We start from the raw sequence: 25,360 nt of genomic DNA on the forward strand, positions 1-25,360 counted from the left end.
CCCTGGCTGCTTGCCTCTGGAGCTGCTGGTGCGCTGCTCGGGTTCCGCTCCCCCGCGCAGTTGCCGAGGAACGGAACCCGCACCGGGTCACGGCTGGGTGAGCGGGTGGTACGCGTCGGGGCGGCGGTCCCGGTAGAAGGCCCACTTCTGGCGGACTTCGTCGATGAGGTCGAAGTCGAGGTCCCGGACGAGGAGCTCTTCCTCGGTGTCGCTGGCGACGTCCCCGACGAACTGGCCGTAGGGATCGACGAAGTAGCTGGTTCCGTAGAAGTCGTTGTCCCCGTACTTCTCCACTCCGACGCGGTTGATGGCGGCGACGAAGTACTCGTTGGCCACGGCCGCTGCCGGCTGCTCCAGTTTCCACAGGTAGGAAGACAGGCCGCGACTGGTCGCCGACGGGTTGTAGACCAGTTGCGCGCCGGCGAGGCCGAGCGCTCGCCAGCCCTCCGGGAAGTGCCTGTCGTAGCAGATGTAGACGCCTATCTTGCCCGCCGCGGTGTCGAAGACGGGCCAGCCGGCGTTGCCGGGCCGGAAGTAGTACTTCTCCCAGAACCCGGGCAGGTGCGGGAGGTGGTGCTTGCGGTACTTGCCCAGATAGGTGCCGTCGGCGTCGATCACGGCAGCGGTGTTGTAGTAGAAACCCGGCCCGTCGATCTCGAAGATGGGCGCGACGATCACGATGCCCAGCTCGCGGGCCAACGCGCACATCCGCTGGGTGGTCGGACCGTCCGGCACCGGTTCGGCCCACCGGTAGTGCTCCGGTTCCTGGACCTGGCAGAAGTAGGGCGCGTTGAACACTTCCTGGAATCCGATGACCTTCGCGCCCTGTTCGGCTGCCATTCGCGTGTACTTCTCGTGCAGGGCGAGCATGGACTCGGTGTCACCGGTCCACTTCGCCTGCAACAACGCGGCACGGACGATGTTCGCCATGAGCGGCACCTCTTCGGTCGGACCGCCGGGCGGCGGCGGCTTGCTGAGTGGGGTGTGACTTCGATCGCACCCCGAACCTAGAACCGCTTCCGAACACCCGCAATGATCAATTGATTACGAGATGTTTCGCTTCGATCGATTTTTTTCGGGCAAATCAGCCTTGATCAGAGATTTTTCCGCCGCTACGAGAAACCGCGTTGGAACAGAAATGACCCGAAAAGATTAGTGAGCCCCGCTGCGCGAATCCCGGCCGCCGGAAAGCGGCACCAGATCGCGAAGAATTCCGCACGGGACGCGGAGTGCGGGCCTGCGCCGAGCGCCCGCTACTCCCACCACGGTTGGTAACCGATGCCGTGCTTGGCAGCCCGGCGCACGTCCCGCCGCAGCCGGCGGGTTTCCCGCGCCGTCCCCGGCGGATGACCGTGTTTGACCGACCGGTACTCGGTGCTCTCGGCCGCGAAGCACAGGGAGCAGAACAGCCCGACGCCGAGGCCCATGACGACCGCGCCGATCCGGATGGAGAGCGGGCCGGGCAGCAGCACCAGCAAGCAGAACGGCGAAAGCTGGACCAACGCGCGAAAAGCGTGCCGCAGCACCCAGGTGCGGCAGGTCAAGTCGTGCAGCACCCACTCGGCGAAACGGTCTGGAAGCCTGCCGCCGTAGGCGTACCAAACCCATTGGATCGCATTGGGCCGTTCGGTCGCCATCTACCTAGACTAATCCGTCAACGGCGGACTGATCCGCCTGGTCTCGAAAGTTCCGCCAGATATCCTGGAAAAGCGCGTTCGCGGCAATCCTACCCGAGCAACGCAGGTCACATCGCGCCCGTAACAAATCACGGTTTTCACCGATGGAACGGGCAGAAGGGGTGAGGTGACGTGTTCGTTGTCGTAGTGGCCTTGTTGTTCGTGCTGATCACCAGCATGGTCGTTTTCACCGACGTGGTGGACGACAACGGATCACTGGACATGCGCGGCCTGCGGACCTCGCTGCTGCAACTGCTGTCCGGATTGCGCGCTCGCGGTCAGCACTGACACCACTGCCCCGCTCCGCCTGCGGACCGGAGCGGGGCGCCGAACTCCGCTCGAGAGCCGCCAGGCCGTGGAGCATAGGGCAGCGGCACGTCCTCGCTCATTGCTGAGCAGCGCAAACGATCAACCAGTCTGGATCACACGGGGTGGCTGAAAGCAGATCGCTGACGTATCGTGTGGCCCCGCCGTCGCCCATATGGGCGATGGCGGTTTGCTGCAGTCAGGCCGTTACCTCTCGCATCCGTTGGAGTGGCGAACGTGGGTCGATCATCGTTAGCGCGTTACCGCACGCGCGGACGTCACCGCAAAGCACCTCCGCCCCAGCCCAGCAATGCCACCCCTCCGCGCTGGATCGGCTACACGGTCGCGGTTTTCGTGGCGATCGTGGCCGTCAGCAGCGCCGCTCCCGGTGGTGAGACCAAAGCTCCGCGAGCGCAGGAACAGCCGCAGGCCCACGCCGAACCCGGGCCGCGCCTGCTGGCCCCTGAGATCGGCCCGGTCAGCCCGGACCTGAGCACGGCCTCTCCGCGAGTGCCGGCGCCGGTGACCACCCGGGCACCGCAAACACCGTCCCCGATCCGGAAGACCACCGAGATCGAGCCGGCACCCCTGGTCCAGCGGACTGGCGAGCCGACCACCACGGAGCGAACCGAACCACCCGCACCCACCACCACTTCGCCAACCCCGGAACCGGCAGCACCGGCGCCGAGCACGCCCGTGCCCACCGAGCCGCCGAGCACCGCACCTCCCAGCGAGCCCGAACCGCCGCCGGAAACCGAACCGCCGTCGGAAACCGAAGAGCCGCCGGCCGAAGAACCCCCGGCGGAAGACGAGAAGCCGCGGCTGGGCGACCTCCTCAAGCGCTTGACCGGCCCTCTGCTGGGCGGCTGAAGCAGGAGCTCGCGGCAACCACCTGCTGGTGCGACAGTTACCGCAGGGGGTTGCCGCTATGGAGGTAGTCACGATCGCTGGCGGCACCGGCCACCTCGGACAGCAGGTGGTCCGGCTGCTCAAGAAGAACCACCGGGTCCGAGTGCTGGCCCGGCGGCCTGGCCAGGACCCGGACGTGGAATGGGTTCCCGGTGATCTCGCGACCGGGGACGGGATCCGGGAAGCGGTGGCGGGTGCGCACACCGTTGTGCACACCGCCACCTGGTCCCCGATGGCCCAGCGGGGCTATCCGATCCCGAGGGATTTCTGGTACAGCCCGCCGGACGTGGATGTCGACGGCACCAGCAGACTGCTGGAAGCGGCCACGCAGCAGCGCGTGCAGCACTTCCTCTACGTCTCCATCACCGGGGTGGACAATCCGAAGCTGCCCTACCTGCGGCTCAAGCACAGCGCGGAGGAATTGGTCAGCGTGTCCGACTGCCCCTGGTCGATCTTGCGCGCGACGCAGTTCTACTGGCTGCTGGACCGGATGTTCGACCAGATGAGCAAGATCGCCGTCCTGCCCTTCCCCGGGACGCTGCCCGCCCAACCGGGGGCGGCTGAGGACTTCGCCGACTACATCGCGGAATGCGTCGAAGCCGGGCCGGGCGGGCGACGAGCCGACTTCGCCGGGCCCGAAGTGCTCAGTTTCACCGAGCTCGTGCGGGCTTGGTCGCACGTGCGCGGCAAGAAGTGCCGGCTCGTGCAAGTACCGGTTCCAGACCGCGTGCGGAATGCCGTCTCCGCGGTGCTGACCAGCCCGGACGGTCGCCGGGGTACGACCACCTGGCAGCAGTGGCTGCAGCGGTCAACCGGCTAGCCCGCTCCCCTTCCGCCCGTCTCGTACGATCATCGGGACTTCGACGTGGAGTGGGTTGACCGTGGTGGCTGAGAGCAGTGGTGGTCAAGTTCCGCCCCGCAGCCTGGCTCTGCTGTGGGAGCCGGAGAGGACCGGCGGCAGACGTGGCCAGTCCTCCCTCGACGTGCGCCAGATCGTGCAGGCAGCGTTGGAGATCGCTGACGCCCGGGGGTTGTCGGCTCTGTCCATGCGCCGGATCGCCGACCAGCTCGGGGTCGGGACCATGTCGCTGTACACCTACGTCCCGGGCAAGGCCGAGTTGATCGACGTCATGGTGGACACCGTCTACGGCGAGCTCGGCTACCCGGAGCAGCAGGCCGCGGACTGGCGGTCGCAGTTGGTGCGGATCGCCGAGGACAACTGGGCGCTGTACCACCGGCACCCCTGGCTGTTGCAGGTCGCGTCGCACCGCTCCGTACCGGGACCGAATGCGCTGGCCAAGTACGACTACGAGCTCAGCGTCGTGTCCGGACTCGGCCTCAGCGAAGCCGAGATGGACTCGGTGCTGGCCCTGGTGCTGGGGCACGTCGAGGTCACGGCGCGGCACTCCGTGGCGATGCGGGCGGCCGAGCCGGACGGCGACCGGACCGGCAAGCCGGCAGCGCTCTCCGGCTTGCCGGTGCAGCGCCGTTATCCCACCGCCAGCCGGGTGGCAGCGGCCGCGGGGCGGATGTTCGACTCGGCGCTCTCCCCGGAGCAGGCGTTCAGCTTCGGTTTGGAGCGCATTCTGGACGGCATCGCCGTGCTGATCAGCAGCCGTGGTCGCGCGCACCGGTGAGAGGGGGTTGCCCGCTCACCGGTGGTGCGCTCACGCCTGGTCAGCGATCTTCACCAGCATCTTCCCGGTGTTCTCGCCGCGCAGCATGCCCAGGAACGCCTGCGGGGCGTTCGCCAGGCCGTCGACGACCGTCTCGCGGTACTTGATCTTGCCTTCCCGCAGGTAGCCGCCGACCTCGGCGAAGAACTTCTCCTTGGATTCCGCGTGGTCGCTCACGATGAACCCCTGCAGCCGCAGCCGCTTGGTGACGATCATGAACATGTTCCGGGGGCCGGGCTCCGGCTCGGCGTTGTTGTACTGGGAGACCATGCCGCACTCGGCGATGCGCCCGAAGTCGTTCATCGAGCTGATCGCGGCTTCCAGGTGATCGCCGCCGACGTTGTCGAAGTAGACGTCGATCCCGTTCGGAGCAGCTTCCTTCAGCTGCTGGTGGACCGGCGCTTCCCGGTAGTTGAAGGCGGCGTCGAAACCGACTTCCTCGGTGAGGTACCGGACCTTCTCAGCGGATCCGGCGCTACCGATGACCCGGCTGGCACCGCGCAGCTTGGCGAGCTGGCCGGCCAGGGAACCGACCGCGCCGGCGGCACCGGAGATGAAAACGGTGTCGCCTTCCTTCTGCTGGGCGACGTCCACCAGGCCCACGTAGGCCGTCATGCCCGGCATGCCGAGCACGTACAGGTAGGCGTTCAGCGGGGCCAGTTCGGGATCCACCTTGCTCGCCGCCTTCGGGTCGAGCACCGCGTAGTCGCGCCACCCGGCCCCGTGCAGGACGTAGTCGCCGGCTTTGAACTCCGGGGTGCGCGACTCGACGACCTGGCCGACCGCCCCGCCGTCCAGCGGCTTGCCGAGCTCGAACGGGGGCACGTACGACTTGCCCTCGTTCATCCGCCCGCGCATGTAGGGGTCGACGCTCATGACCAGGTTGCGAACCAGCAGTTGCCCTTCGGCCGGCTCCGGCACCGGGACCTCGGCAACCTCGAAGTTGTCCAGCTCGGGCCACCCCTTCGGGCGGGAGGCGAGCCTGATCTCCAAACCGCTCTCGGCCATGTGCATTCCTTTCCGAACCGGGTGGTCCACCACCCGACCACGATGAAATATGTCAGTCACTGACAGTTGTCACTGTATGTCATTTGCTTCGACTGGTGCACAATGGTGCTCATGCCCGTCCAGACCGACCAAGGCAGCCTCCGCGCCCGCAAGAAACAACGCACCAGAGCCGCCCTGGTCGAAGCTGGCCTGGACCTGTTCCTGGACAAGGGCTACGACTCCACCACCATCGACGAAATCGCCGCCCAAGTAGAGGTATCCCCGCGCACCTTCTTCCGCTACTTCGCCAGCAAGGAAGACGTGGCCCTGGCCAAGGGCGCCGAGCTCGACGACCTCGTGGTCCAGGCGTTGATCGAGCGCCCGCAGGATGAACCACCGCTCCCGGCGCTGCGCAACGCCGTGCTGGACATGGTGCGCCGAGCCGCCGAGAGCGACGGAGTCACCCGATTCCTGCACGTCCAGCACCTGATCACCAAAACGCCCGCGCTGATGGCCGGCAACCTGCGCCGATCAGCCGACACCGAGAAGCGCCTCACCGACGAGATCGCCCGCCGCGAGGGCATCGATCCCGAACGGGACATGCGTCCCCGCGTTCTGGTCGGGGTCGTGTACACCGGCCTGCGGATCGGCCTGGAAGTCACCTGCGCCGACCCGCAGCGGGACGTCAACCGCATGATCACCGCGGTGCAGCGGGCCATCGACCTGGCCACCGGCGGCATCCCGGAGCAGTGGAGGAAGCGCGGCGGAAGCTGCTAGCGCAGCCGATCGTCTAGCATGAGCGCGCCACGACCGGACGAAGAACGAGGCCGCAGTGACCCAACGGGTGCTCTCCATCGACGACATTCGCGCCGCCGCCGACCGCTTGAGCGGGGTGGCCCACCGCACCCCGGTGCTGACTTCCCGCACCCTGGACCGGATGGCCGGGTGCCAGGTGCTGCTCAAGTGCGAGAACTTCCAACGGGTGGGGGCGTTCAAGTTCCGCGGCGCCTACAACGCGATCGTGCAGCTGCCGCCCGACCAGCTCAACCGCGGAGTGGTGGCCTACTCCTCCGGGAACCACGCGCAAGCGGTCGCCCTCGCCGCCCGGACGCTGGGGACCAGCGCGGTGATCGTCATGCCCGAGGACACCCCGGTCGCCAAGCGGGAAGCGACCGCGGGGTACGGGGCGGAGGTCGTCACCTACGACCGCTACACCGAGGACCGGGAAGCCATCGGAAAGGAAATCGCCACCCAACGGGGGATGGCGCTGATCCCGCCCTACGACCACCCCCAGGTGATGGCCGGCCAGGGGACCGCTGCCCTGGAACTGCTGGAGCAGGTCGACCAGCTGGACACCTTGGTCGTGCCGGTCAGCGGAGGCGGACTGCTCGCCGGCTGCTCCACCGTCGTGGCCGCGCTCAGCCCCACCACCCGGGTGATCGGCGTGGAGCCGGAAGCAGCCGACGACACCCGGAGGTCGTTCGCCGCCGGCGAACGGGTGCGGATCCCGACCGCCCGGACCATAGCCGACGGGCTCACCGCCCCCGTTCCCGGTGAGCTGACCTTTGCGATCAACCGGGAGCAGGTCGACGAGATCGTCACCGTCTCCGACGACGAGATCCGCTCGGCGATGCGGTTGGCCTTCGAGCGGCTGAAGATCGTCGTCGAACCCAGCGGCGCGGCCGGCCTTGCCGCCGTCCTGACCGGCCGGGCCGGCGCCGGCCGCACCGGAGTGGTCATCTCCGGCGGGAACGTCGGGCTCGACCAACTGGCCGCTCTCTGCGGGAACTGACCGACCCACCGGTGCTCACGGCTGCGGCCACGGCCGCTGCGCAAGCCGCAACCGTTCGTAGGCGCCAGCGACCCGCAGCACTCCGAGGTCGTCGAACCGCTTGCCGGCTATCTGCAGCCCGATCGGCAACCCGTCGGGAGTCCAGCCGCAGTTGATCGAGAGCGCCGGCTGGCCCGACATGTTGTACGGCAGGGTGAAGGCGATGTGCTCCAGCGGCCGCAGCGGGTCCTCCGTGGGGTAGGCGAGCTCGGCCCGGAACGCGGGGATGGGAGCCGTCGGCGAGAGGACGTAGTCGATGTCCCGGACAGCGGCGACAGCCGCTTTGGCTATCGCGTCCATCTGGCTGAACCCCGTGTAGAGCTCGGCAGCGCTGATGTCGCGCGCGCTGCTGGCCCACTCGGCGATCTCGGGCAGCACCTTGCTCCGGCGCTGCGGCGGGAGCGCGGAGATCTCGGTCCAGAACCGGAAGCGCCAGAACCGGTCCAGCCCGTCCAACATGTCCCGGGTGAGGAAAGGAGGAATCGGTTCGACCACCGCCCCCGCGGCCTCCAGCGTTCTCGCGGCAGCGCTGACCGCCGCGCTGACCGTCTCGTCCACCGGCAGCCCCACCTGCTGGTCCAGCAGCAGGCCGAACCGCTTCCCGCGCAGTTGCCCGTCCAGGTCGAGCCACTCGGATTCGATCGCCGGCAGAGCGGTGTGGTCCCGGTCGTCCGGCACGCTCACCACGGAGGTGAGCAGCGCCGCATCGGCGACGGCGCGGGTCAGCGGGCCGAGGGTGCGCCCGTAGTACGGCGGATCCACCGGGATTCGGCCATAGCTGGGTTTGAACCCGACAACACCGCACCACCCGGCCGGCAGGCGGATTGATCCCCCGATGTCACTGCCCAAGTGCAGCGGCCCGTACCCGGCCGCGGCGGCCGCTCCCGCTCCGGAACTGGATCCGCCCGGGGTTCGGGTCAAGTCCCAGGGGTTGCGGGTGAGCGGGTGGAAGCTGGACACCCCGGAGGAGAGCATCCCGTAGTCGGGCATGGTCGTCTTGGCGAAGATCACCGCCCCGCTCTCCCGCAACCGGGCTGCTGCCGGAGCGTCCTGCTCGGCGGGCACCAGCTCGCTGGCCGCGGTGCCCAGCGGCACCGGCACTCCCCGGGTCGCGATGTTCTCCTTGAGAGTCACCGGAACACCGTCCAGGGGACCGGCCGGGGTGCCGTTCCGCCAGCGCTGCGCCGAGTCCCGCGCTGCTGTTCGAGCTGCCTCGGGGTCCAACGCGTACGTCGCGCACAGCTTCGGCTCGCACGACTCGACCCGTTCCAGAACCGAATCCAGCACTTCCACCGGGGAGAACTCCCCCGCCCGGTACCCGGCCACCAAATCGGTGGCGGTGCGGTCGGCAAGTTCGCTCATACCGCTTCCCTCCAGCCGTTGCGGAGAGAGTCTGCCCCACCCCGACCGGCTGGCGGAAGCAACAACCTGTCGGCCGAAGCAGCTGATCGCGGTCAGCTCGTCCATTGACAGCGCGCGGCGCGGTGGTCTCGCGGCGCCGTTCGGCCGAGCTGCTCACCGGCAGCAGCGGCAGTTCAGACCACCGTCGCACCGAAAACCGTGCCCAACAGGTAGGTGGCCAGCGCCGCACCATAACCTATGCCCAGCTGCCGGAGGGCTCGCGCCAGCGGTGGCGCTCCGGAGAGCACCCCGACGGTGGCGCCGGTCAACAGCAGCGCTGCTCCCACGATCACCGCGGCCGCGACGACCGCGGTCACCCCGGTGAGCCCGACGGCGAACGGAAGCACCGGCATGGCCGCACCGCACGCGAAGAACAGGAAGCTCGACACCGCAGCCCGCATCCCGGTTCCGACGACCTCGTGCTGATTGTTCTCCGGCGCCGGCTGAGCGGTCGGCTGCGGGTTGGCGAGCACCGCGGCGGCTCGTTCCCTCGCCTGTTCCGGGGACATTCCCCGTGCCCGGTAGACCAGGGCCAGTTCGTTGGTGTCCACGTCCAGCTGCGGCACCACGCTGCTGGCGTCCGCGCGTGGCGTGGACGCGTCGAGCAGCTCCCGCTGGGACCGGACGGAGATGTACTCCCCCGCCCCCATCGACAACGCTCCGGAGAGCAACCCCGCCAGTCCGGTGAGCAGCACGGTCGAGGAAGACAGACCGCCAGCTGCCACCCCGAGCACGAGCGCGAGGTTGCTCACCAGGCCGTCGTTGATGCCGAACACCGCGGCCCGGAAGGAGCCGGAGACGCGCGCCCGCCCCCGGGCCGCCAGCGCTCGCACGACCTCTTCGTGGATCTGCTCGTCGGCGGCCATCGCCGGGGTGGCATCGGTGTCCGCGCCGTAGGGGGAGCGGCTTTCCGCTCGCTGCGCCAGTGCGAGGACGAACACCGAGCCGAAGCGGCGGGCGAGGAACGACAGGACCCGCATCCTCGGCCGCCCTCTGCGGTGGGGTCCCGCCTGGTCCCCGAGCAAGCTCTCCCAGTGCGCGGCGTGCCGTTCCTCCGCTTCGGCCAGCCCGAGCAGGATCTCGCGCTCCTCCCCGGAACGCTTGGCGGCCAGTTCCCGGTAGACCCTCGCTTCCTCCCGCTCGTCCGCGAGCCTGCGCCGCCACTTGCGCACTGCTCGAGCAGACCGGCGCTCCGACTTCTGACTGCCGTTGCTCACAGCCCCAAGCTTTCCAGCCGATCAGATCGGGTACCAGTTGCCGCCCGGCGGCCAGCACCGGCGCCCTCACGTGATCGGGAAGCGCAGCAGAGCTCCCACACCGTCGGTGAGCTCGGTGCCGCTCGGCACCAGGGTGACCTCCGCGTCGGTGTCGGCGCAGGCCTTCAACAGCTGGGACTCGGTGCTGGCGGGAGCGTCCTCTTCCAGCAGCAGCGTCTCGACCGCACCGCGTTCGGCGGCGTGCCGCACCGACTGGCTCCCGGTCACCGCCAGGCCGTGGGCCAGTCCGCTCTTGAACTTGTCGACCGCTTGCTCGGCTCGCGCGGCGCTCTTCTCCTCCGCTATCTGCAGCAGCTGCTCGGTCAGGGAGTCGTCGGAGGCGTTGCTGTCCCGACCTCCGCGCTCGGTTTCGACGGTGATGTCGGCGAGTTCCAGCGGCAGCTGACCGCGCACGGCCGATCTGGCTTGCACCTCGCCGGCCAGCACGATCACGTCGGGGTGGAAGCGGTCAACGGCCTCGCTCACGTGCTGCACGACGTCCTTGGCGTTGCGGAGCACCGCTTCGTCGGCACGGCGTTGGATCTGCTTGTGGGACAGGGCCTGCCCGCGCGGTTTGTGCACGCCCTCGACCGCGCTCCCGTGCACGTCACCGGCAGCCACCTTGCGCGGTTCGTGCTGCTGCAGAACGATCTCCTGGCGCACGGTGGCCCCCTCCTGGCTGGCCACCACGACCAGCTCGCGGATCTCCCTGGCCCGTTCCCGGGCGTGCGGACCGAGTTCGGGGAGCGCGGTGTAGTGCACGCTGTCCCCGGCGCCTTGCGCCGCGTCGAAGGGTTCGTTGAGCAGCACTCCGCTGCTGTTGGCCACCAGCACTCGACCGTTGCCCTGCTCCTCGCCCGCTGTCGCCTGCCCGAGCTCGTTCTCGATCGCCTGGACGATGTCCTCCGGGGCCCCGTCGGACAGCAACTGCTCCCGAAGCGCCTGCCAGCGCAGCCTCGTCTGGGTCCCGGCGTCCTCCGAGGGAGAGCGTCCTTCGAGGTAGACCGTGGCAAATGGACCTTCCTGGTCGTAGACGTGGCGCAGCAGCGAAAGTTCCATAGCTCCTCCTACCTCGATTCCCTTGCTCCGCTGGCCCCGGACGGCTGTCGCGAGCAGTGCGCTGTCACGCCGGCTGATGCTGGGACATCTCGGCGACGAGCTTGCTGCAGAAAGCCGGCAGGTCCTCGGGACCGCGACTGGTGATCAGTCCGCGGTCCACCACGACTTCCTGATCCGCCCAGATGGCACCGGCGTTGCGGAGATCCGTGACCAGACTCGGGTACGACGTCACCGTTCGACCGCTGACCACGTCGGCTTCCACCAGGAGCCACGGGGCATGGCATATCGCGGCAACGGGTTTGCGCTGTTGGAAGAAGTCCCGCACGAATTGGACCGCTTCGGGAACCTGGCGCAGGTGGTCGGGGTTGACCACACCTCCGGGCAGGACCAAGGCGTCGTAGTCGGCGGCCCGCGTTGGCGGGACTGTTTTGTCCACATCGAAGTTGTCCGCTTTGTCCAAGCGGTGGAACGCTTGGACGGTCCCGGGCCGGATCGACACCAGCTCCGACCAGCCACCGGAGTTCTTGACCGCCTTCCACGGGTCGGTCAACTCCACCTGTTCCACTCCCTCGGGCGCTACCAGGAATGCGACCTTGCGGCCCTGCATGTCTTCGGTCATCGCCCGCCCCTTCGCTTGGGAACTCAACACGGAGCGTGCCCGCAACACCAAGAGCACAAACATGCCGTTCGTTCGGCTGATGGACGTTCCGCTCACCTGTGCGACCGAAGTGCATCCGGTACGGCAGGTGGCGAGTATGGAGAGGTGCGGACAGCGAGTCCGTCAGCGCACCACCGCAGCAGAACGAGGGATCAGCAGATGGCCACCGCCCAGATCGGAGTTACCGGACTAGCAGTCATGGGCAGCAACCTCGCCCGGAACTTCGCCCGCAACGGTTACTCGGTTGCGGTGCACAACCGGACACCCGCCAAAACCCGCGCCTTCCGGGAGGAGTTCGAGGCCGAGGGGGAGTTCGTCTTCGCCGAGACCCCCGAGGAGTTCGTCGCTTCCCTGGAAAGACCGCGGCGGCTGGTCATGATGGTCAAAGCGGGCGATCCGACCGATGCGGTCATCGAGCAGTTCGCGCCGCTGCTGGAACCGGGTGACATGCTCATCGACGGTGGGAACGCGCACTTCGCCGACACCCGGCGCCGGGAGGAGCAGTTGCGCCAACAGGGGATCCACTACGTCGGGACCGGGATCTCCGGTGGTGAGGAAGGTGCGCTGCACGGGCCGAGCATCATGCCGGGCGGTTCATCGGAGGCCTATGCCGCGCTCGGTCCGATGTTGGAGAAGATCGCGGCCAAGGCGCCCGACGGCGCCCCCTGCGTCACCCACGTCGGCCCGGACGGCGCCGGCCACTTCGTGAAGATGGTGCACAACGGGATCGAATACGCCGACATGCAGCTGATCGGGGAGGCCTACCAGCTGCTGCGCGAGGTCGCCGGGTACTCCCCCGCTGAGATCGCCGAGATCTTCCGCACCTGGAACACCGGACGCTTGGACTCCTACCTCATCGAGATCACCGCCGAGGTGCTGGCGCACACCGACGCCCACAGCGGTCGACCGTTCGTGGACGTCGTGCTGGACCAGGCCGAGCAGAAGGGGACCGGCCGGTGGACCGTGCAGCTGGCGCTGGACCTCGGAGTTCCGGTCCCGGGCATCGCCGAAGCGGTGTTCGCCCGCTCCCTGTCCGGTCACTCCCGGCTGCGGGAATCGGCCCGGGAACTGGCCGGTCCTCGGAGTCGGCCGCTGGACAGCGCCGCCGCGCAGTCCTTCGCCGATCAGGTCGAACAGGCGCTCTACGCCTCCAAAGTGGTTTCCTACACGCAGGGCTTCCACGAGATCGCCGCGGGAAGTGCGGAATACGAGTGGAACATCGACCTGGCCGCGGTGGCCGCCATCTGGCGCGGCGGTTGCATCATCCGCGCGGCCTTCCTCGACCGGATTCGGGAGGCCTACACGGCTCGTCCCGAACTGCCGAGCCTGCTGGCCGATTCCACTTTCGCCCAGGAGCTGGCCGCGGCCCAGGACGACTGGCGGGCGGTGGTCACCAGCGCGATCCAGCACGGTGTTCCCGCCCCCGGGTTCGCCACCGCGCTGGCCTACTACGACTCGCTGCGAGCCGATCGCCTCCCCGCGGCACTGATCCAAGGGCAGCGGGACTACTTCGGAGCCCACACCTACCGGCGCACCGACCAAGAAGGGGTCTTCCACACGCTGTGGGCGGGCGACCGGTCGGAGGTGCGGGCTTGACCCCACCGGACCCGGTGGTCATTCCGGCCAGACCGGTGGGCGCTTCTCCAGGAACGCCGCCATCCCCTCCCGCGCCTGCGGTGTTTGCGAGGCGGCCGCCATGGCCTCCGCCGCAATGGTGTAGGCGTCCGATTCCGGACGGTCGAGCTGGGCGTACAGCACTTGCTTGCCGAGAGCCTTGGACTGCCGGCTGCCGCGGGTCGCCCGGTGCAGCAGCTCGGTCACCGCGGTGTCCAACTGGTCGTCGGGCACCACCCGGTTGACCAAGCCCCAGTGCTCCGCGGTCCGGGCGTCCACCGGATCCCCGGTCAGCGCCATTTCCATCAACCGCTTGCGCCCGATCGCTCGGGCCACCGGGACCGCCGGGGTGTGGCAGAACCACCCGCCTTTTCCACCGGGGAGCGCGAAGGCCGCCGACTCGGCCGCCACCGCGAGATCGCAGGAGGCGACCAGCTGGCACCCCGCTGCGGTGGCCAGTCCGTGCACCCGGGCGATGACCACTTGCGGCACTTGTTGGATCAACCGCATGAGGGAGATGCAGGACTGCAGCAGCTCCCGGACCTCTGCGTGGTCCCGGGCCGCGACCTCCGCGAAATCGTGCCCGGCGGAGAAGACCGGTCCCGCACCGGCCAGGACGACCCCGGTGGCCTTGGTGGTGGCGGTCAGCTCGAAAGCTTCCCGGAGTTCGCCGAGGTGCTGCGTCGACAACGCGTTGCGCCGATCCGGGCGGTTCATGGTGATCCGCACGATCGGGCCGTCCTGGTCCACCAGGATGTTGTTGAACTGCGCGCTCGTCATACGGCCTCCCCACGGATTCCGCTCAGACGCAGCAGCTTGGCACAGGCGACGCGGTTTTGGTAGTCGTTCGGACCGCTGGTGCGCCATTTCGGCACCGTCCGATGGACATCGAGAACTTTTCCGTTGCTTTCCTCGTGCCGCGCCGTGCTTCGCCGGCACCGCTGGATAAGGTCACCTCGGCACCGACACAGCTCGGAGGTGGGAGGCAGAACTGTGGATCGCAAGCTGCTGGTGGTGCTAGGAGTCCTGGTCGTCCTCGTCGCGGGGTTCTTCCTGGTCCGCGACCCGATCGCGGCAGCTGACACGGTGCGGGCCGGCTGGCGCCTGGTGGTCGATGCGATCACCACGGTGGTGCAGTCGCTGACGATGTTCTTCCGCCACCTGTTCTACGGCGGGTGACGGGACGACCCGGCGGCCGGGTCGTCCCGAGAACCGGTCCTTCAGCGGCGAACCCGGTCAACTGCCGGCCACGGCGGCACCGGTGCGGCCGGCCGGCTGCAGCACGAAGTCGCAGTCGTTGTTTCCGGACTGCGGAGCTATCCGGTTCACCTCGGGGTTCATCCCGGAAGCCGAGGCCACGACCGTGACGAACTGGCGAGGCAGGTGGTGCACCCGGTACTCCCCCGTTCTCGACGTGATGATCCGGGCGAGCTGGACGCCGCGGGCGTCGGTGACGGTGACGATCGCACCCCGCACCGGATTCCCCTGGGAGTCCACCACTTTGCCGGTCAGCGTCCGGTCCGGATCCTGTTCCGGCGCCTGCAGGGACGGGTCGACGACCACGTCCTCCTCCGGGACGTCCTCGTATTCGCCGGAGCCGGCTTCGTCCTGGGTGGAGGAACGCTGCTTGCGCAGGTGGTCGACCACCACCAGGAGCACGCCGAGGGCCCACCAGGCCAGCAGCCCCAACGCACCGGGCACGGTGTGGACGTTGTCGAAGTACAGCACGCCGCGGATGGCCTCCACCGCCTGTCCCAGCGGCAGGACCCAGTGCAGGCTTTGGAAGAACGGGTGCACCAGTTCTTTCGGCACCGCTCCGCCCGAGGAGGGGACGCTGAGCATCACGAACACCGCGATGGCCACCCCGGGGATGAACTGCTTGACCAGCGGCACCAACCCGAACGTCGTCCACGCCACCGCCTGGGTGAGCAGGAAACCGAGGAGGATGAACATCGGCTTGCCGGGGATGACGTCCAGCGCGAAGGCCACGAGGAAGGAGACCACCGCGGCGACGATCCCGACACCGACGATGGTGAGGAGCTTCTGGCGCCTGCTCAGCTCGGTGCGCAGCAACATCATCACCGCGATGTAGGGGGCGATGTTCATCGGCAGCAGGCAGTAGAAGAGCCCGGTGACCATCGGGTCCCCCGGCGCGGTGGGAGCCAAGTCGGTGAGCACGAGCTGGTTTCCCGCGGCGGCGGCGATCGGCGCGAACGTCTGCTGCAAGGTTTGCAGCAGCATCATGCCGTTGGCTTTCGCGTAGAACAGTTCGCCGGTGGCGGGCACGTATCCGGCTACCGCGTCACGCTGCAAGATCGCGTCCCGAGCAGCTTGCTCATCGGCGACGGGATCCACTTCGAAGGAATTCGGCGAAGTCTCGCGCAGAGCAGCATCGAGCTGGTCCGCCGCCTGCTCCCCCACTACCACCACCGGCACGTGGTGCGGGGTTGGCGCGTGCATGGGCAGCAGGTAGCAGAACAGGAAACCGGCGAGGAACAACGCCGGGAACCACAGCGACGACGCCAGAATTCGCACCAGCGAATCCGGCCGGGCTTCAGTCAACGCCCCTCCTTGGAATGTAGACAGCACAATCCCCAGCAGTTAGTCATGCTAACTGAATTGATTGCGCTCATCACGCGCGCACCTGCAGTCGATTGGCGCGGATTCCGCAGGAGCAGTTTAAAATTCAGCCAAAGAACAGGTCATCGCCGCGAAAATTCCTGCTGAACTGCGCGAAGGTCATTTTCGTGCCGCGCGAGCCCAGCGGGCAAGCAGCGTTCGAGCACACCGAACGGATTGGGGGAAATGCGCAATTCCTCCATTTTCTGCCGGGGTTGTTCCGGAAAGGAAGCACCATTGTCCTACCGACTCACCACGCCTTTCCGCTCCACCGGACTCGGCCCGAGCTCTCCCGACGCGCGTGCCGCGACGACCAATTCCCGCCCCACCGCCGACACCGGCCGGGTGAGCAGTTGCTCCAGCGAACCCGTCTCAACGCAACGACCGTTGGCGATCACCGCCACTTCATCCGCCAGCTCGGTGACCGAGGCGAGATCGTGGCTGATGAACACCACACCGGCGGCGCCGGAGGACTTCCAATCCCGCAGCAGTGCGAGCAGCTCTGCTCGACTGGCAGCGTCGAGCGAAGAAGTGACCTCGTCCAGCACGAGCACTTCGGGCTCCGCCAACAGCGCCCTGGCCAGCGCAGCCCGCTGCAACTGACCACCGGAAAGCTCTCCAGCGCGCAGCTCCACCTGGCCCGGTGGTATTCCGAGTCGAGCCAGCACCTCCCTCGCTTCGCCCTCCGCGCGGTGCCGGCCCACCGACCGCAGCAACTCCGCCGTCCTGGCCACCTGGCGCAACAACTTCCGACGCGGGTCGAAGGAGGAGCGGGCGTCCTGGTGCACGTACTGCACCCTGCTCCGCTGCTGGCGACTGCGCTGCCCGATCGTCGGCGGCATGAGCTCACCACCGATCACGATGCGGCCGGCGGTCGGCCGGCACAGCCCGGCCACGCAACGGGCGAGCGTGGTCTTGCCCGCCCCGGAGGGTCCCACCACCGCCAGGCACCGACCGCGCTGGAGCTGCAGGTCAACGCCGTCCAGCAGCACGGCACCGGTGCGGGTGCGCCGACCGAGCCCGGACACCTGCAGCACCGCCGCTGAGTTCCGGCGGCTCTCCGCCGGCGGCACCGGTGGGCCTCCTCCCCCGGTGGGCACCGGGGAGCCTCCGCGCCCGCACAGCTTCCCGTCCCGCAACACCCGCACGTCGTGCGCCAGCATCCGGACCAGCGCGGCGTCGTGGGTCAGCAGCAGCAAACCGGTGCCCGACTCGGCGAGCTCACCGAGCATGACCGCGATCTGCTCCTTCGTCACGGTGTCCAATCCGGTGCTCGGCTCGTCCAGCACCACCACCCGCGGCTCGGTCACCAGCGCCTGCGCCAGGGCCAACCGCTGCTGCTGCCCACCGGAGAGCTGGTGCGGGTACCGGTTCAACAGCGCCGGGTCCGCGTCCAGCCGCGCCCGGTGCAGCGCACGCCGCACCGCCGCCTTCCGCTCCGCGCGCGGATGCCGCAGCGCGGCCAGTTCGCCCAGCACCCGGCCAACGCGCCGCGCCGGGTTGAGCACCGCCGCCGGGTGCTGCGGCAGGGATGCGATCCGCCCCGCGCGAACCGCCCGACGACGGGCCTCCCGGCAATCCAGCAGTTCCTCGCCGAACAGCCGCACGCTCCCGTCGAGCTGGACCCTTCCCCGGCGCTCCCCCTGCAGCGCGAGCCCGAGAGTCGTCTTCCCGCTGCCCGAAGCGCCGACGACGGCGAGCACTTCACCGGCGGCCAGCGCCAGGTCCACCCGGTCCAACAGGATTCGATCACCGACACGGGCGCTGAGCCCCCGAGCGGCCAGCACCGGTTCGCTCACTTCACCTCCCGCCCGGCCAACGCCGAGTCGACGACCAGGTTGATGCCCACGCACAGCGAAGCCAGCAGGGCGCAAGGCACCAGCACCGCGGCGGGCTGCAGGAACAGCGCCTCCCGATTGCGCTCGATGTGCACCGCCCAATCACTGGTGTCCGGGGCGAGACCGATGCCGAGGAAGTTCGCCGAAGCCAGCAGCCCCAGCACCACGTTGAGCCGGTGCCCGGCGTCCACCAGGACCGGCCCGAGCACCGAGCGTCCGGTGTGCACGATGTGCACCCGCCACCACGGCTCCCCCTGCTGCAGCATCGCCTCCACCACGGTCCGGCAGGCCGGTTCCAGCGCCGCGCTCCGGGTCAACCGCACCACCGGCGGGACCTGCAGCACGGCAACGGCCAGCACGAGGGGAACCGGGCCGTTGCGGTCCGCCGCAGCGAGCACCAGCAGCACCAGCAGTCCCGGCAACGCCAGCACCACGTCGAGCAGTCGGAGCAACCCTTCGTCCACCCAGCGCCGCCGCTGCCCCACCACGGCGAGCGCCAGCAGCACCCCCACCGAGTAGGACAGCACCAGTGCGGCCACCGCCAGCACCACCACCGAGGTACCCCCGGTCAGCACCAGGGCCAGCACGTCCCGGCCGAGCACGTCGGTTCCCAACGGGTGCTGCGCCGAAGGTGGGAGCAACGGCGGATAGCTGGAACGGGTGGATCCGGCGACGAGCGGCCCGATCAGCGCCACCAGCAGCGGGCCCCCGAGCAGCACCGATCCCAGGGCAACACCTGACCGGGAGTTCACCGCGCCGCCTCCGCTTGGGGAACGAGCCGCGCCGTGAGCAGATCGGCGACCAGGCTGAGCACCACCGTGGTGACCGCGAACAACAGGGCATACCCCTGCACCAGGGGGAGGTCGCGGGCTTTGACCGCCTCCACGAATCCGCTCCCCATCCCGGGGAAGGCGAACAACGCCTCGACCACGACCACCCCGCCCAGCAGTCCGTCGACGGTGCGCGCCAACTGCTGCAGCGCCGGGCGGATCCCGCCGGGCAGCACGTGCCGCAACACCACCACCGGCTCGGACAGCCCCAGCAGGCGCACGTGGTCGGCGTACTCGGCGGAATTCGCCTCGATCACGCCGATCCGCACCTGCCGGGCCAATCCGCACACCTGCTTCGCCGCCAGCACGACCACCGGGAGCACCAGGACGGCCGGCTCGGACAGCAGCGACCAGCCGGACAGGCCCGCCGCGGTGGCCGGCAGCCAACCCGCCCGCACCGAAACAGCACCGATCAGCAGCAGCCCCAGCACGAACTCGGGGATCGCGTTGAGCAGCAGGAGCAGGGAATTGACCGCCCAGGCCACCCGGGAGTCCTCCCGCAGACCGCAGTACACCCCGGTGGCGAACGCGACCGGGAGCAGCACCAGCAGCGTGGCGCCAGCGAGCAGGACGGTGGTCGCCAACCCGCGCCCGATCTCCTCGGCGACCGGTGCCCCGGTGAGCAGGGAAACCCCCAGGTCACCGCGCAGCAACCCGGTGACCCAGTTCAGGAAGCGCTGTTCGAGCGGGTCGTCCAGCCCCAACTGCGCGCGCAGGGCGGCCAGTTGCTGCTGATCGGCGTGTTCGCCGAGCACCACCACGGCGGTGTCACCGGGGAGCAGCGCGGTCAGGACGAACACGGCGATCGCGGCGACTGCGACTTGCACGAGGGCGGCGCCGACCCGCAGGACGACGGCGCGCGCGGTCATGCGAACCCCACTCCGTCGAACCGCGCCCAGTCCAGCGAGTTCGGTGGTGCTGCGCGCAGCCCGGTCAGTTCGCTGCTGACCGCCACGTTCCAATCGCTGAACCCCCACACCACCAGGCCGCTGCGATCGCGCGCCAACAGCTGCGCTTCCGCCAGCAACCTGCCCCGCTGCTGCGGATCGGCCGTGGCCAGGGCCTTGTCCAGCAGCGCGTCGAACTCCGCGGAGCGGTAGTGGGTGTAGTTGCCGCTGGCCGTGTCGCTGCGCAGCCGCTGCCGCAGGAAGGACACCACGGGCAAAGCCGCCGTGCGGGTGTGCGCGGCCACTCCCACGTCGTTGATGTCGGAGAAGTAGGTCTCCGCGGAACGCACCCGCGGTGACACGCGCAGGCCGATGTCGCTCAGCTGCTGGGCGAGCAGACCGGAGGCCGGTTCGAAGTACGGGTCCGCGGCGGACGTCAGCAGTTCGAAGAAAAGCCCCTCGACACCGGCTTGCCGCAGCAGGTCCCTGGCCTGCTCGGGGTCCCGCCGGCGGGGCGGGAGGTCCCGCGGGTAGTGCTCCAGCCCGTTGCCGAACAGGTCGTTCCCGACCACGCCCTGTCCTGCCAGCACCACCTCGACCAGCTGCTCGCGGTCGATCCCGAGCTGCACAGCGCGCAGCACTCGGGGGTCGCGGAACGGCGGACGGTCCACTTTGAGCGCCAGCGCCTGCATGGTTCCGCCTTCGGCGGTCAACACCCGGACGCGGCTCTCCCGCTGCAACGTCTGCGCCGAGTTCGCGCTCACGTCGTGGGCGTAGTGCACCTGCCCGGAGAGCAACGCCGCCACCCGGGCGGATTCGTCGTTGATGGGGACGAACTCCAGCTCTTCGATCCCGGCGGGCCCGCCCCAGTAGTCGTCGAACCGCCGCAGCACCGCTGGAGCCCCGGGCGAGAAGGAGACGAAGCGGAACGGTCCGCTGCCCACCGGGGCGCTGAAGTCGGTGGTCCCCGCAGGCACGATCTCGGTGGCCGGCGCTCCCCACGCCACCGGGAACTCGAAGTTGGGCCGGTGCAGCACCAGCTCCAGTTCCCGTTCCGAACGCGCCCGACTGGCGGCGAAGTCGATGTCGGTGAACTGCCAGCGCGCCGGGGAGGCGGTGGCGGGGTCGGCGATCCGCCGGTAGCTGTACAGCACGTCCTCGGCGGTCACCGGACTGCCGTCGTGGAACCGGGCGGTGCGCAACCGCACCCTCCAGCGGGTTCCGGTCGGGTCCGCTTCCCACGACTCGGCCAGGCGCGGGACGACGCTCATGTCGTCGGCGTAGGCCACGAGCGTGTCGAACAGCGCTTTGGCCCGGGCTTGGTCCACGAACAGCGAGCTGGTGTGCGGATCGAGGGATTCGCGGGCGCCCGACACCGGGAAAGCGGTGCGCAATCGTGCGGTGCTGCCGGTGGCGGAGCCGCACGAGGACAGCATCGGAAGAGCCGCCAGGCCGCCCACCGCGGCGAGCAGGCTCCGACGGCTCAGTCCGCGGTGGGTCGTCATCGCGCTGCCTCCACTCCGCTCTTCGCGTCGTCCTCGGATCGGCTGGTGAGCACTCCGCGGCGGTGCAGCAGCGCGCAGCCCAGTGCGCCGAGCAGCCCCACCGCCAGCAGCGCCGACCACGGCAACCACCGCAGCGCTGGGTGCTGGGCGTGGTCGAGCAGCGCACCGACCAGCCAGCTCACCCCGGCGGCCGCCAAGCTCGACACCAGGTAGTAGAAGCCGTAGTAGGTTCCGGTCAGCTTCTCGTCGCCGACCACCGGGAGCAGTTCCATGGCGAACGGGTTGGTGATCGCCATCCCCACGGTGAACAGGATCGTGCTCAGCACCACCGGCAGGCAGGCCAGCGCGGTGGTGATCCCCGGCTGGTGGGAGGTGGGCAGCAACGGGCCAGTGATCATCACTGGCACGAATGACGCGCCCATGGCCGCCAGCCCGATCCCCACGCACCGGCCCGGCTCCCACCGCGCGCGGCACCAGCGGGTGATCCGCACCTGACCGGCGATTCCGATCACCGTGGAGATGACGAAAACGGCCGAGATGGCCGAACTGTGGCCGAAGACCCGCTGCGCTTCCAGCGGAAGCGTCATGTAGAGCTGGTTGTAGAGGGCGAAATAGGCCGACATGGACAGGGTGAAGGCGAGGAAACGCCTGTTGCTGACCACCTCTCGCCAGCTGCCGAGCACGCTCGTGCGCTGGGCTTCGGTTTGCCGGGCGGGCAGCACGAGCAGCTGCGCTGCCGTGAGCACGGCGAACACCGCGCACGCCACCAGTGCGACGATCCGGAAATCAACCGTGAGCAGCGCGGCCCCCACCAGTGGCCCCACAAGGGTGCCCGCGTGCGCGAAGACGTTGAACACCGCGAAGCCCTCCGCCCGGTGTCCGTCCATCTCGTGCATCAGGTAGGTGCGCACCGCCGGGTTGAACAGCGCACCGGCGACTCCGGTGAGCACGACCGCCGTCACCAGTCCGGGCAGCGAGGTGAAGAACGAGAACAGCGCGAAGGAGACCACTCGCAAGGCGCATCCGGCGATGATCATCGGCCGGCAGCCGAGCCGATCGGCAGCGGTCCCTCCGATGAGGAACATGCCCTGCTGGCTGAGGTTGCGAACACCGAGCACAAGACCGATCACCGCTGCGCCGTACCCCAGTCCGCTCATGTAGGAGGCGAGGAACGGCAGCAGCATGTAGAAGCCGACGTTGATGCCGAACTGGTTGATCACCAGCAGCCGAGCCGGCCAGGACAGTCGGAAGAAGGCGTTTGCCTCGATCATCAGCGGCTCCTATCCGCACAACGGGCAAGGCTTGCCACGGGTACGAAGCGCACACGGGTCCTGCACGTTCCGGCAGCGGAACCAGCCCTCGGCACCGGCGTCCGCCGGAGTGTCCACTTCGATGGGTTTGGTCCGCGTTGGTCCGTCGAGGCCGTTGCGACGGCAGAAGTCGTCGTCGTAGACGGTGTGCCAGTAGCGGTGCGGGCCGTCCGGGAAAACTGCCGCCACCCGGTCCGTCCCGAGCTCCCAGGCGCACCAAGCGGCGACGAGTCCGACCGCACCGGTGCTCCACCCGCCGGCCACGAAGGTGTCGGCGGCGATGCTGCGGCAAGCCTGCACCGACTCGGCTGGCCCGACCCAATGGACCTCGTCGAACGCCTCGTAGCAGACGTTGGCCGGGTGGATGCTGCTGCCCAGGCCGCGCATGACGCGGTGCCGGTTGGGTTGGCCGAAGATGGCCGAACCGGGGGTGTCCACGCCGATGATGCGCGCGTCCGGGAAGATCTCGCGCACCACCGAAGCGATTCCGGCGCTGTGCCCGCCGGTTCCGACGCTGCAGACCACGGCGTCCAGCTCACCGCACTGCTCCACCAGTTCCAGGCCCAATTCCCGGTAGCCCAGCGCGTTGTCGGGATTGTTGTACTGATCCGGCCAATAGGCCTGGGGAAGGCGGGCCAGCAGCTCGTGGACGCGGTCCAGCCGGGCCCGTTGCCAACCACCCGTCGGGTGCGGTGTGCTGACAACCGACAGCTCCGCCCCGTAGGAGCGGAGCAAGTTCCTGGTCATGGCGTCGATTTCGCGGTCGGCGACGATGGCCACCGGGTGTCCCAGCGCCGTTCCCACGAAGGCCAGCCCGAGGGCCAGGGTGCCGCTGCTGGATTCCACGACCGTCCCACCTGGTGCGAGTTCTCCGCGGAATCTGGCGCCTTGGATCATGGACAGCGCAGCTCGAGCTTTCATCCCGCCCGGGGTGCAGCCCTCCAGCTTCGCCCAGAATCCCGGGTGCTGCTTGGGGAACGGCGTTCTCACGCGCAACACCGGGGTGTTTCCGATGAGGTCCAACAGCGACTCGCAACGCGGCAGAGTGGACTGCTGAAGTGTCACGGTCGATCTTCGCCCCAAGTGGTGTAGGTGTAGATGCTCGTTGCGCCACCGGCAAGCCAGAAGAACGGGTACGGTTCGGCGGAGAGCGCGTCAACGCCGCTGCCGAGCAGTTCTCGGAACACCGCGGCACCGCTCTGCGCGAAAACCGTCAAGGGAATTCCCCGGCTGGAACACCGGTCCGCGATGTCTTCGAAAGTGCCGTTGCCCAACGTCATTCCGGTGGCGAGCACAGCGTCCGAAGTGGAAATTGCTGCCGCGTGGTCGGTGAGCACGGGTTCGTCCCACTCGGTCCGACCACCGCGCAGATCACAGGGCACGTACTGCAGTCCGCGCTCGCGCAGCGCGGCCAACAACGAGTTGACCACCCCGATGACCGCGACCCGTTGCCCAGGCCTGGCTCGAAGGAGCCCGGTGACGACCTCGGCCCGGTGCACGGACTTCGCCAAGGAATCCCCCGGCGGGATCACCACCGGTCGGGACAGCGGGTGCTGGTCGTGCGGGCACAGCTGGGACAGGTAGGCGTCCAAGGCCGCCACCCGCACCGGCTGTTTCGGGTGCTGCAGCAACTGATCGACGCCGCAGCCGGCGAACTCGGCGACCTCGGCGTGATCGAGCTCGCCGGGCTCCACGGCGCAGGAACCGACCGCAGCCCCCACCCGCAAGCTGAGCACGGTGTTGCCGTACCCGGTCTTGCGACCGGTGTGCCGGGCTGCTTGCACGGTCAGGAAAGCAACGGAAACCCTGGCCTCAGCAGCAGATGCCGAGCCCGTTCGCGACCGGACGCCTTCGATCACCCGGTCAAGAGGGGTATTCGTTTTTTCGCAGAAGGGGATCACCAGAACTCCGGACAGCTGAGCCTACTTCCACCGCAGGGGGCTGCTCGGGCAGCAGCGTCCGGTCACCTGGCGGCGCGAGGAAGAAGCGAGAACGCCGCGTTGGGCGAGAACAGCTGGAAATCGAGCTGGACGTGCACCAGATACCTCCTCCGGGGCTCCTCGACCCCGTACGAATCGGCACGACGGTGCCAGTCTCCTGACTCGCGGATCGTCGCTGTCCTCCAGCCTTCCCACCGATACCGGCAGTGGCATCACAGGAGGCAGCTCCCCGGCTCACAGTGGCGGGACCGTGCCGGATTCGCACCGGCTTCCTGCACACCGTCGCTTTCGTCTTCTGCTGTGCGGTAGCGGGGCCCGGACGTCGCAGCAGCTGCTCGGCTCCGCTCCGGGCGCCCATACTAGATCTTTCCAGTTACCCCCGAAAGGTGTGAACAAGCACAGGTAACAGACAGCACATCCGGCCCGGAACGCCCGGTCCGGGCGCACCACGACGCGGAAGCGCTCCCACGGGTCGAAGGTGGGCGAGCGGTCGGAACAGGAGACCGGAGCAGATCAGTCCTGCCAGCGGTACACCCCGGCACCCTGCGCGTAGGACAGGTGACCGCCGAGAGCTCCACCGATCGAGACGGTGGCCAGTCCCAGCCCGGCCCACAGGCGTCCGGCCGGGTGCCCGTGCCGGCTGCGCCGCACGTAGGCGATCAGGAAGCAGCTGGCGGAGAGCCCGTTGGACAGCGCGTGCAGCGCCGCGACGCGGCGTTGCGCCGTGCCCAGGCCGGCGAGATCGGCCAATCCCGCGGTGATCGCGGGCACCGTCGCCAGCAGTCCGAACCCGACTACCCGGCGCGCCGTCTCCGGCTGGTCGAACGCCAGCTCGAGCACCGGTGCGCTCACCCACGCGCCGATCGGCACGGTCACCGCCAGCGGATGCACCGGATGACCGAGCCACGAACCCCGCAGCAGACCGCTGATCCCGGGACTCTTCCCCAAAATCCGGCGGACCAGGCGTGCCGCGGCGGCGGACTGCTGGTCGAACGTGTCCACTCGCTCGGCTCGGTTGAGGAGGTCGCGCACGAACATGACACCGGACTACCCCCTCA

Annotated in this window: 25 protein-coding genes and 1 riboswitch; of the genes, 8 read left to right on the top strand and 17 right to left on the bottom strand. The window is 68.8% G+C overall.

What is annotated here, in order from left to right; translation table 11 throughout:
• Positions 1 to 87: 87 nt before the first annotated feature.
• Complete coding sequence (locus tag SREC43747_RS0105820; protein WP_029720212.1) at positions 88 to 930, bottom strand: nitrilase-related carbon-nitrogen hydrolase; 843 nt, start codon at positions 928 to 930, stop codon at positions 88 to 90.
• 323 nt (positions 931 to 1,253) lie between these two features.
• The gene (locus tag SREC43747_RS0105825) at positions 1,254 to 1,637 is read right to left on the bottom strand and encodes a DUF5313 family protein (RefSeq protein ID WP_029720213.1); all 384 of its coding nucleotides are present in this window, start codon (positions 1,635 to 1,637) and stop codon (positions 1,254 to 1,256) included.
• 171 nt (positions 1,638 to 1,808) lie between these two features.
• On the opposite strand from SREC43747_RS0105825, the gene SREC43747_RS21525 reads away from it, so the two are divergent.
• From SREC43747_RS21525 to SREC43747_RS0105845, 4 genes are all read left to right on the top strand, one after another.
• Positions 1,809 to 1,964 carry a hypothetical protein gene (locus SREC43747_RS21525; protein WP_160173033.1) on the top strand — a complete coding sequence of 52 codons (156 nt, stop codon included), beginning with the start codon at positions 1,809 to 1,811 and terminating at the stop codon, positions 1,962 to 1,964.
• 381 nt (positions 1,965 to 2,345) lie between these two features.
• Positions 2,346 to 2,852 carry a hypothetical protein gene (locus SREC43747_RS0105835; RefSeq protein WP_152528325.1) on the top strand — a complete coding sequence of 169 codons (507 nt, stop codon included), beginning with the start codon at positions 2,346 to 2,348 and terminating at the stop codon, positions 2,850 to 2,852.
• Positions 2,853 to 2,910: 58 nt separating this feature from the next.
• The gene (locus tag SREC43747_RS0105840; RefSeq protein ID WP_029720215.1) at positions 2,911 to 3,711 is read left to right on the top strand and encodes an SDR family oxidoreductase; all 801 of its coding nucleotides are present in this window, start codon (positions 2,911 to 2,913) and stop codon (positions 3,709 to 3,711) included.
• 64 nt (positions 3,712 to 3,775) lie between these two features.
• Complete coding sequence (locus tag SREC43747_RS0105845; RefSeq protein WP_037331437.1) at positions 3,776 to 4,528, top strand: TetR/AcrR family transcriptional regulator; 753 nt, start codon at positions 3,776 to 3,778, stop codon at positions 4,526 to 4,528.
• Between the two features lie 30 nt (positions 4,529 to 4,558).
• Here SREC43747_RS0105845 and SREC43747_RS0105850 read toward each other — a convergent pair whose 3' ends face one another.
• A complete protein-coding gene (locus SREC43747_RS0105850; RefSeq protein WP_408005219.1) occupies positions 4,559 to 5,581 on the bottom strand; it encodes an NADP-dependent oxidoreductase in 1,023 nt (340 codons plus the stop codon).
• A 105-nt stretch (positions 5,582 to 5,686) separates the two neighbouring features.
• Between SREC43747_RS0105850 and SREC43747_RS0105855 the strand changes: the two genes are divergently transcribed.
• Positions 5,687 to 6,331, top strand: a complete 645-nt coding sequence (locus SREC43747_RS0105855) for a TetR/AcrR family transcriptional regulator (RefSeq protein WP_037331439.1) — start codon at positions 5,687 to 5,689, stop codon at positions 6,329 to 6,331.
• A 67-nt stretch (positions 6,332 to 6,398) separates the two neighbouring features.
• Positions 6,399 to 7,346: a threo-3-hydroxy-L-aspartate ammonia-lyase gene (locus SREC43747_RS0105860; RefSeq protein ID WP_201768637.1), complete on the top strand. Its 948-nt coding sequence runs from the start codon at positions 6,399 to 6,401 to the stop codon at positions 7,344 to 7,346.
• Between the two features lie 15 nt (positions 7,347 to 7,361).
• On the opposite strand, the gene SREC43747_RS0105865 is transcribed toward SREC43747_RS0105860, so the two are convergent.
• From SREC43747_RS0105865 to SREC43747_RS0105880, 4 genes are all read right to left on the bottom strand, one after another.
• Positions 7,362 to 8,747, bottom strand: a complete 1,386-nt coding sequence (locus SREC43747_RS0105865; RefSeq protein WP_029720220.1) for an amidase — start codon at positions 8,745 to 8,747, stop codon at positions 7,362 to 7,364.
• Positions 8,748 to 8,920: 173 nt separating this feature from the next.
• Entirely contained in the window at positions 8,921 to 10,003 is a 1,083-nt protein-coding gene (locus SREC43747_RS0105870; protein ID WP_029720221.1) for a VIT1/CCC1 transporter family protein, read from the bottom strand.
• 66 nt (positions 10,004 to 10,069) lie between these two features.
• The gene (locus SREC43747_RS0105875; protein ID WP_029720222.1) at positions 10,070 to 11,101 is read right to left on the bottom strand and encodes a baeRF2 domain-containing protein; all 1,032 of its coding nucleotides are present in this window, start codon (positions 11,099 to 11,101) and stop codon (positions 10,070 to 10,072) included.
• 64 nt (positions 11,102 to 11,165) lie between these two features.
• Positions 11,166 to 11,720, bottom strand: a complete 555-nt coding sequence (locus SREC43747_RS0105880; RefSeq protein WP_029720223.1) for a type 1 glutamine amidotransferase domain-containing protein — start codon at positions 11,718 to 11,720, stop codon at positions 11,166 to 11,168.
• A 198-nt stretch (positions 11,721 to 11,918) separates the two neighbouring features.
• Here SREC43747_RS0105880 and gnd point away from each other — a divergent pair, with 198 nt between their 5' ends.
• A complete protein-coding gene (gene gnd, locus SREC43747_RS0105885; protein ID WP_029720224.1) occupies positions 11,919 to 13,355 on the top strand; it encodes an NADP-dependent phosphogluconate dehydrogenase in 1,437 nt (478 codons plus the stop codon).
• An 18-nt stretch (positions 13,356 to 13,373) separates the two neighbouring features.
• Here gnd and SREC43747_RS0105890 read toward each other — a convergent pair whose 3' ends face one another.
• A complete protein-coding gene (locus SREC43747_RS0105890; RefSeq protein WP_029720225.1) occupies positions 13,374 to 14,153 on the bottom strand; it encodes an enoyl-CoA hydratase-related protein in 780 nt (259 codons plus the stop codon).
• A 213-nt stretch (positions 14,154 to 14,366) separates the two neighbouring features.
• On the opposite strand from SREC43747_RS0105890, the gene SREC43747_RS0105895 reads away from it, so the two are divergent.
• Positions 14,367 to 14,552, top strand: coding sequence for a hypothetical protein (locus SREC43747_RS0105895; RefSeq protein WP_029720226.1), 186 nt, complete (start codon positions 14,367 to 14,369; stop codon positions 14,550 to 14,552).
• Between the two features lie 57 nt (positions 14,553 to 14,609).
• Here the strand turns inward: SREC43747_RS0105895 and SREC43747_RS0105900 are convergent, their stop codons facing one another.
• The 9 genes from SREC43747_RS0105900 to SREC43747_RS0105940 form a co-directional block, all read right to left on the bottom strand.
• Entirely contained in the window at positions 14,610 to 15,935 is a 1,326-nt protein-coding gene (locus SREC43747_RS0105900) for a carboxypeptidase regulatory-like domain-containing protein (protein WP_029720227.1), read from the bottom strand.
• A gap of 299 nt (positions 15,936 to 16,234) precedes the next feature.
• Positions 16,235 to 17,791: an ABC transporter ATP-binding protein gene (locus tag SREC43747_RS0105905; RefSeq protein ID WP_029720228.1), complete on the bottom strand. Its 1,557-nt coding sequence runs from the start codon at positions 17,789 to 17,791 to the stop codon at positions 16,235 to 16,237.
• Entirely contained in the window at positions 17,788 to 18,582 is a 795-nt protein-coding gene (locus SREC43747_RS0105910; RefSeq protein ID WP_029720229.1) for an ABC transporter permease, read from the bottom strand. The genes SREC43747_RS0105905 and SREC43747_RS0105910 overlap by 4 nt, the downstream gene beginning before the upstream one ends.
• A complete protein-coding gene (locus SREC43747_RS0105915) occupies positions 18,579 to 19,529 on the bottom strand; it encodes an ABC transporter permease (protein WP_029720230.1) in 951 nt (316 codons plus the stop codon). The genes SREC43747_RS0105910 and SREC43747_RS0105915 overlap by 4 nt, the downstream gene beginning before the upstream one ends.
• Entirely contained in the window at positions 19,526 to 21,052 is a 1,527-nt protein-coding gene (locus SREC43747_RS0105920; protein WP_029720231.1) for an ABC transporter substrate-binding protein, read from the bottom strand. The genes SREC43747_RS0105915 and SREC43747_RS0105920 overlap by 4 nt, the downstream gene beginning before the upstream one ends.
• Positions 21,049 to 22,323 carry an MFS transporter gene (locus SREC43747_RS0105925; protein WP_051387743.1) on the bottom strand — a complete coding sequence of 425 codons (1,275 nt, stop codon included), beginning with the start codon at positions 22,321 to 22,323 and terminating at the stop codon, positions 21,049 to 21,051. Before SREC43747_RS0105925 ends, SREC43747_RS0105920 begins: the two co-directional genes overlap by 4 nt.
• Positions 22,324 to 22,332: 9 nt before the next feature.
• A complete protein-coding gene (locus SREC43747_RS0105930) occupies positions 22,333 to 23,427 on the bottom strand; it encodes a PLP-dependent cysteine synthase family protein (protein WP_051387746.1) in 1,095 nt (364 codons plus the stop codon).
• Positions 23,424 to 24,221, bottom strand: coding sequence for a Rossmann-like domain-containing protein (locus tag SREC43747_RS0105935; RefSeq protein ID WP_236623047.1), 798 nt, complete (start codon positions 24,219 to 24,221; stop codon positions 23,424 to 23,426). The genes SREC43747_RS0105930 and SREC43747_RS0105935 overlap by 4 nt, the downstream gene beginning before the upstream one ends.
• A 211-nt stretch (positions 24,222 to 24,432) precedes the next feature.
• A riboswitch (cobalamin riboswitch) is annotated at positions 24,433 to 24,599 on the bottom strand.
• Between the two features lie 216 nt (positions 24,600 to 24,815).
• Complete coding sequence (locus tag SREC43747_RS0105940; protein ID WP_029720235.1) at positions 24,816 to 25,340, bottom strand: DUF2231 domain-containing protein; 525 nt, start codon at positions 25,338 to 25,340, stop codon at positions 24,816 to 24,818.
• Between the last annotated feature and the right edge of the window lie 20 nt (positions 25,341 to 25,360).

The sequence above is a fragment of the Saccharopolyspora rectivirgula DSM 43747 genome (assembly GCF_000497205.1).
Taxonomy (GTDB): Bacteria; Actinomycetota; Actinomycetes; order Mycobacteriales; family Pseudonocardiaceae; genus Saccharopolyspora; species Saccharopolyspora rectivirgula.

Excerpts from the sequence above, each read along its gene's own strand:
- SREC43747_RS0105925 (WP_051387743.1), bottom strand. The coding sequence starts at position 22,323 with ATGATCGAGGCAAACGCCTTCTTCCGACTGTCCTGGCCGGCTCGGCTG.
- SREC43747_RS0105890 (WP_029720225.1), bottom strand. The coding sequence starts at position 14,153 with ATGACGAGCGCGCAGTTCAACAACATCCTGGTGGACCAGGACGGCCCG.
- SREC43747_RS0105840 (WP_029720215.1), top strand. The coding sequence starts at position 2,911 with ATGGAGGTAGTCACGATCGCTGGCGGCACCGGCCACCTCGGACAGCAG.
- SREC43747_RS0105940 (WP_029720235.1), bottom strand. The coding sequence starts at position 25,340 with ATGTTCGTGCGCGACCTCCTCAACCGAGCCGAGCGAGTGGACACGTTC.
- SREC43747_RS0105820 (WP_029720212.1), bottom strand. The coding sequence starts at position 930 with ATGGCGAACATCGTCCGTGCCGCGTTGTTGCAGGCGAAGTGGACCGGT.
- SREC43747_RS0105915 (WP_029720230.1), bottom strand. The coding sequence starts at position 19,529 with ATGACCGCGCGCGCCGTCGTCCTGCGGGTCGGCGCCGCCCTCGTGCAA.
- SREC43747_RS0105825 (WP_029720213.1), bottom strand. The coding sequence starts at position 1,637 with ATGGCGACCGAACGGCCCAATGCGATCCAATGGGTTTGGTACGCCTAC.
- SREC43747_RS0105920 (WP_029720231.1), bottom strand. The coding sequence starts at position 21,052 with ATGACGACCCACCGCGGACTGAGCCGTCGGAGCCTGCTCGCCGCGGTG.
- SREC43747_RS0105855 (WP_037331439.1), top strand. The coding sequence starts at position 5,687 with ATGCCCGTCCAGACCGACCAAGGCAGCCTCCGCGCCCGCAAGAAACAA.
- SREC43747_RS0105865 (WP_029720220.1), bottom strand. The coding sequence starts at position 8,747 with ATGAGCGAACTTGCCGACCGCACCGCCACCGATTTGGTGGCCGGGTAC.
- gnd (WP_029720224.1), top strand. The coding sequence starts at position 11,919 with ATGGCCACCGCCCAGATCGGAGTTACCGGACTAGCAGTCATGGGCAGC.
- SREC43747_RS0105880 (WP_029720223.1), bottom strand. The coding sequence starts at position 11,720 with ATGACCGAAGACATGCAGGGCCGCAAGGTCGCATTCCTGGTAGCGCCC.
- SREC43747_RS0105875 (WP_029720222.1), bottom strand. The coding sequence starts at position 11,101 with ATGGAACTTTCGCTGCTGCGCCACGTCTACGACCAGGAAGGTCCATTT.
- SREC43747_RS0105850 (WP_408005219.1), bottom strand. The coding sequence starts at position 5,581 with ATGCACATGGCCGAGAGCGGTTTGGAGATCAGGCTCGCCTCCCGCCCG.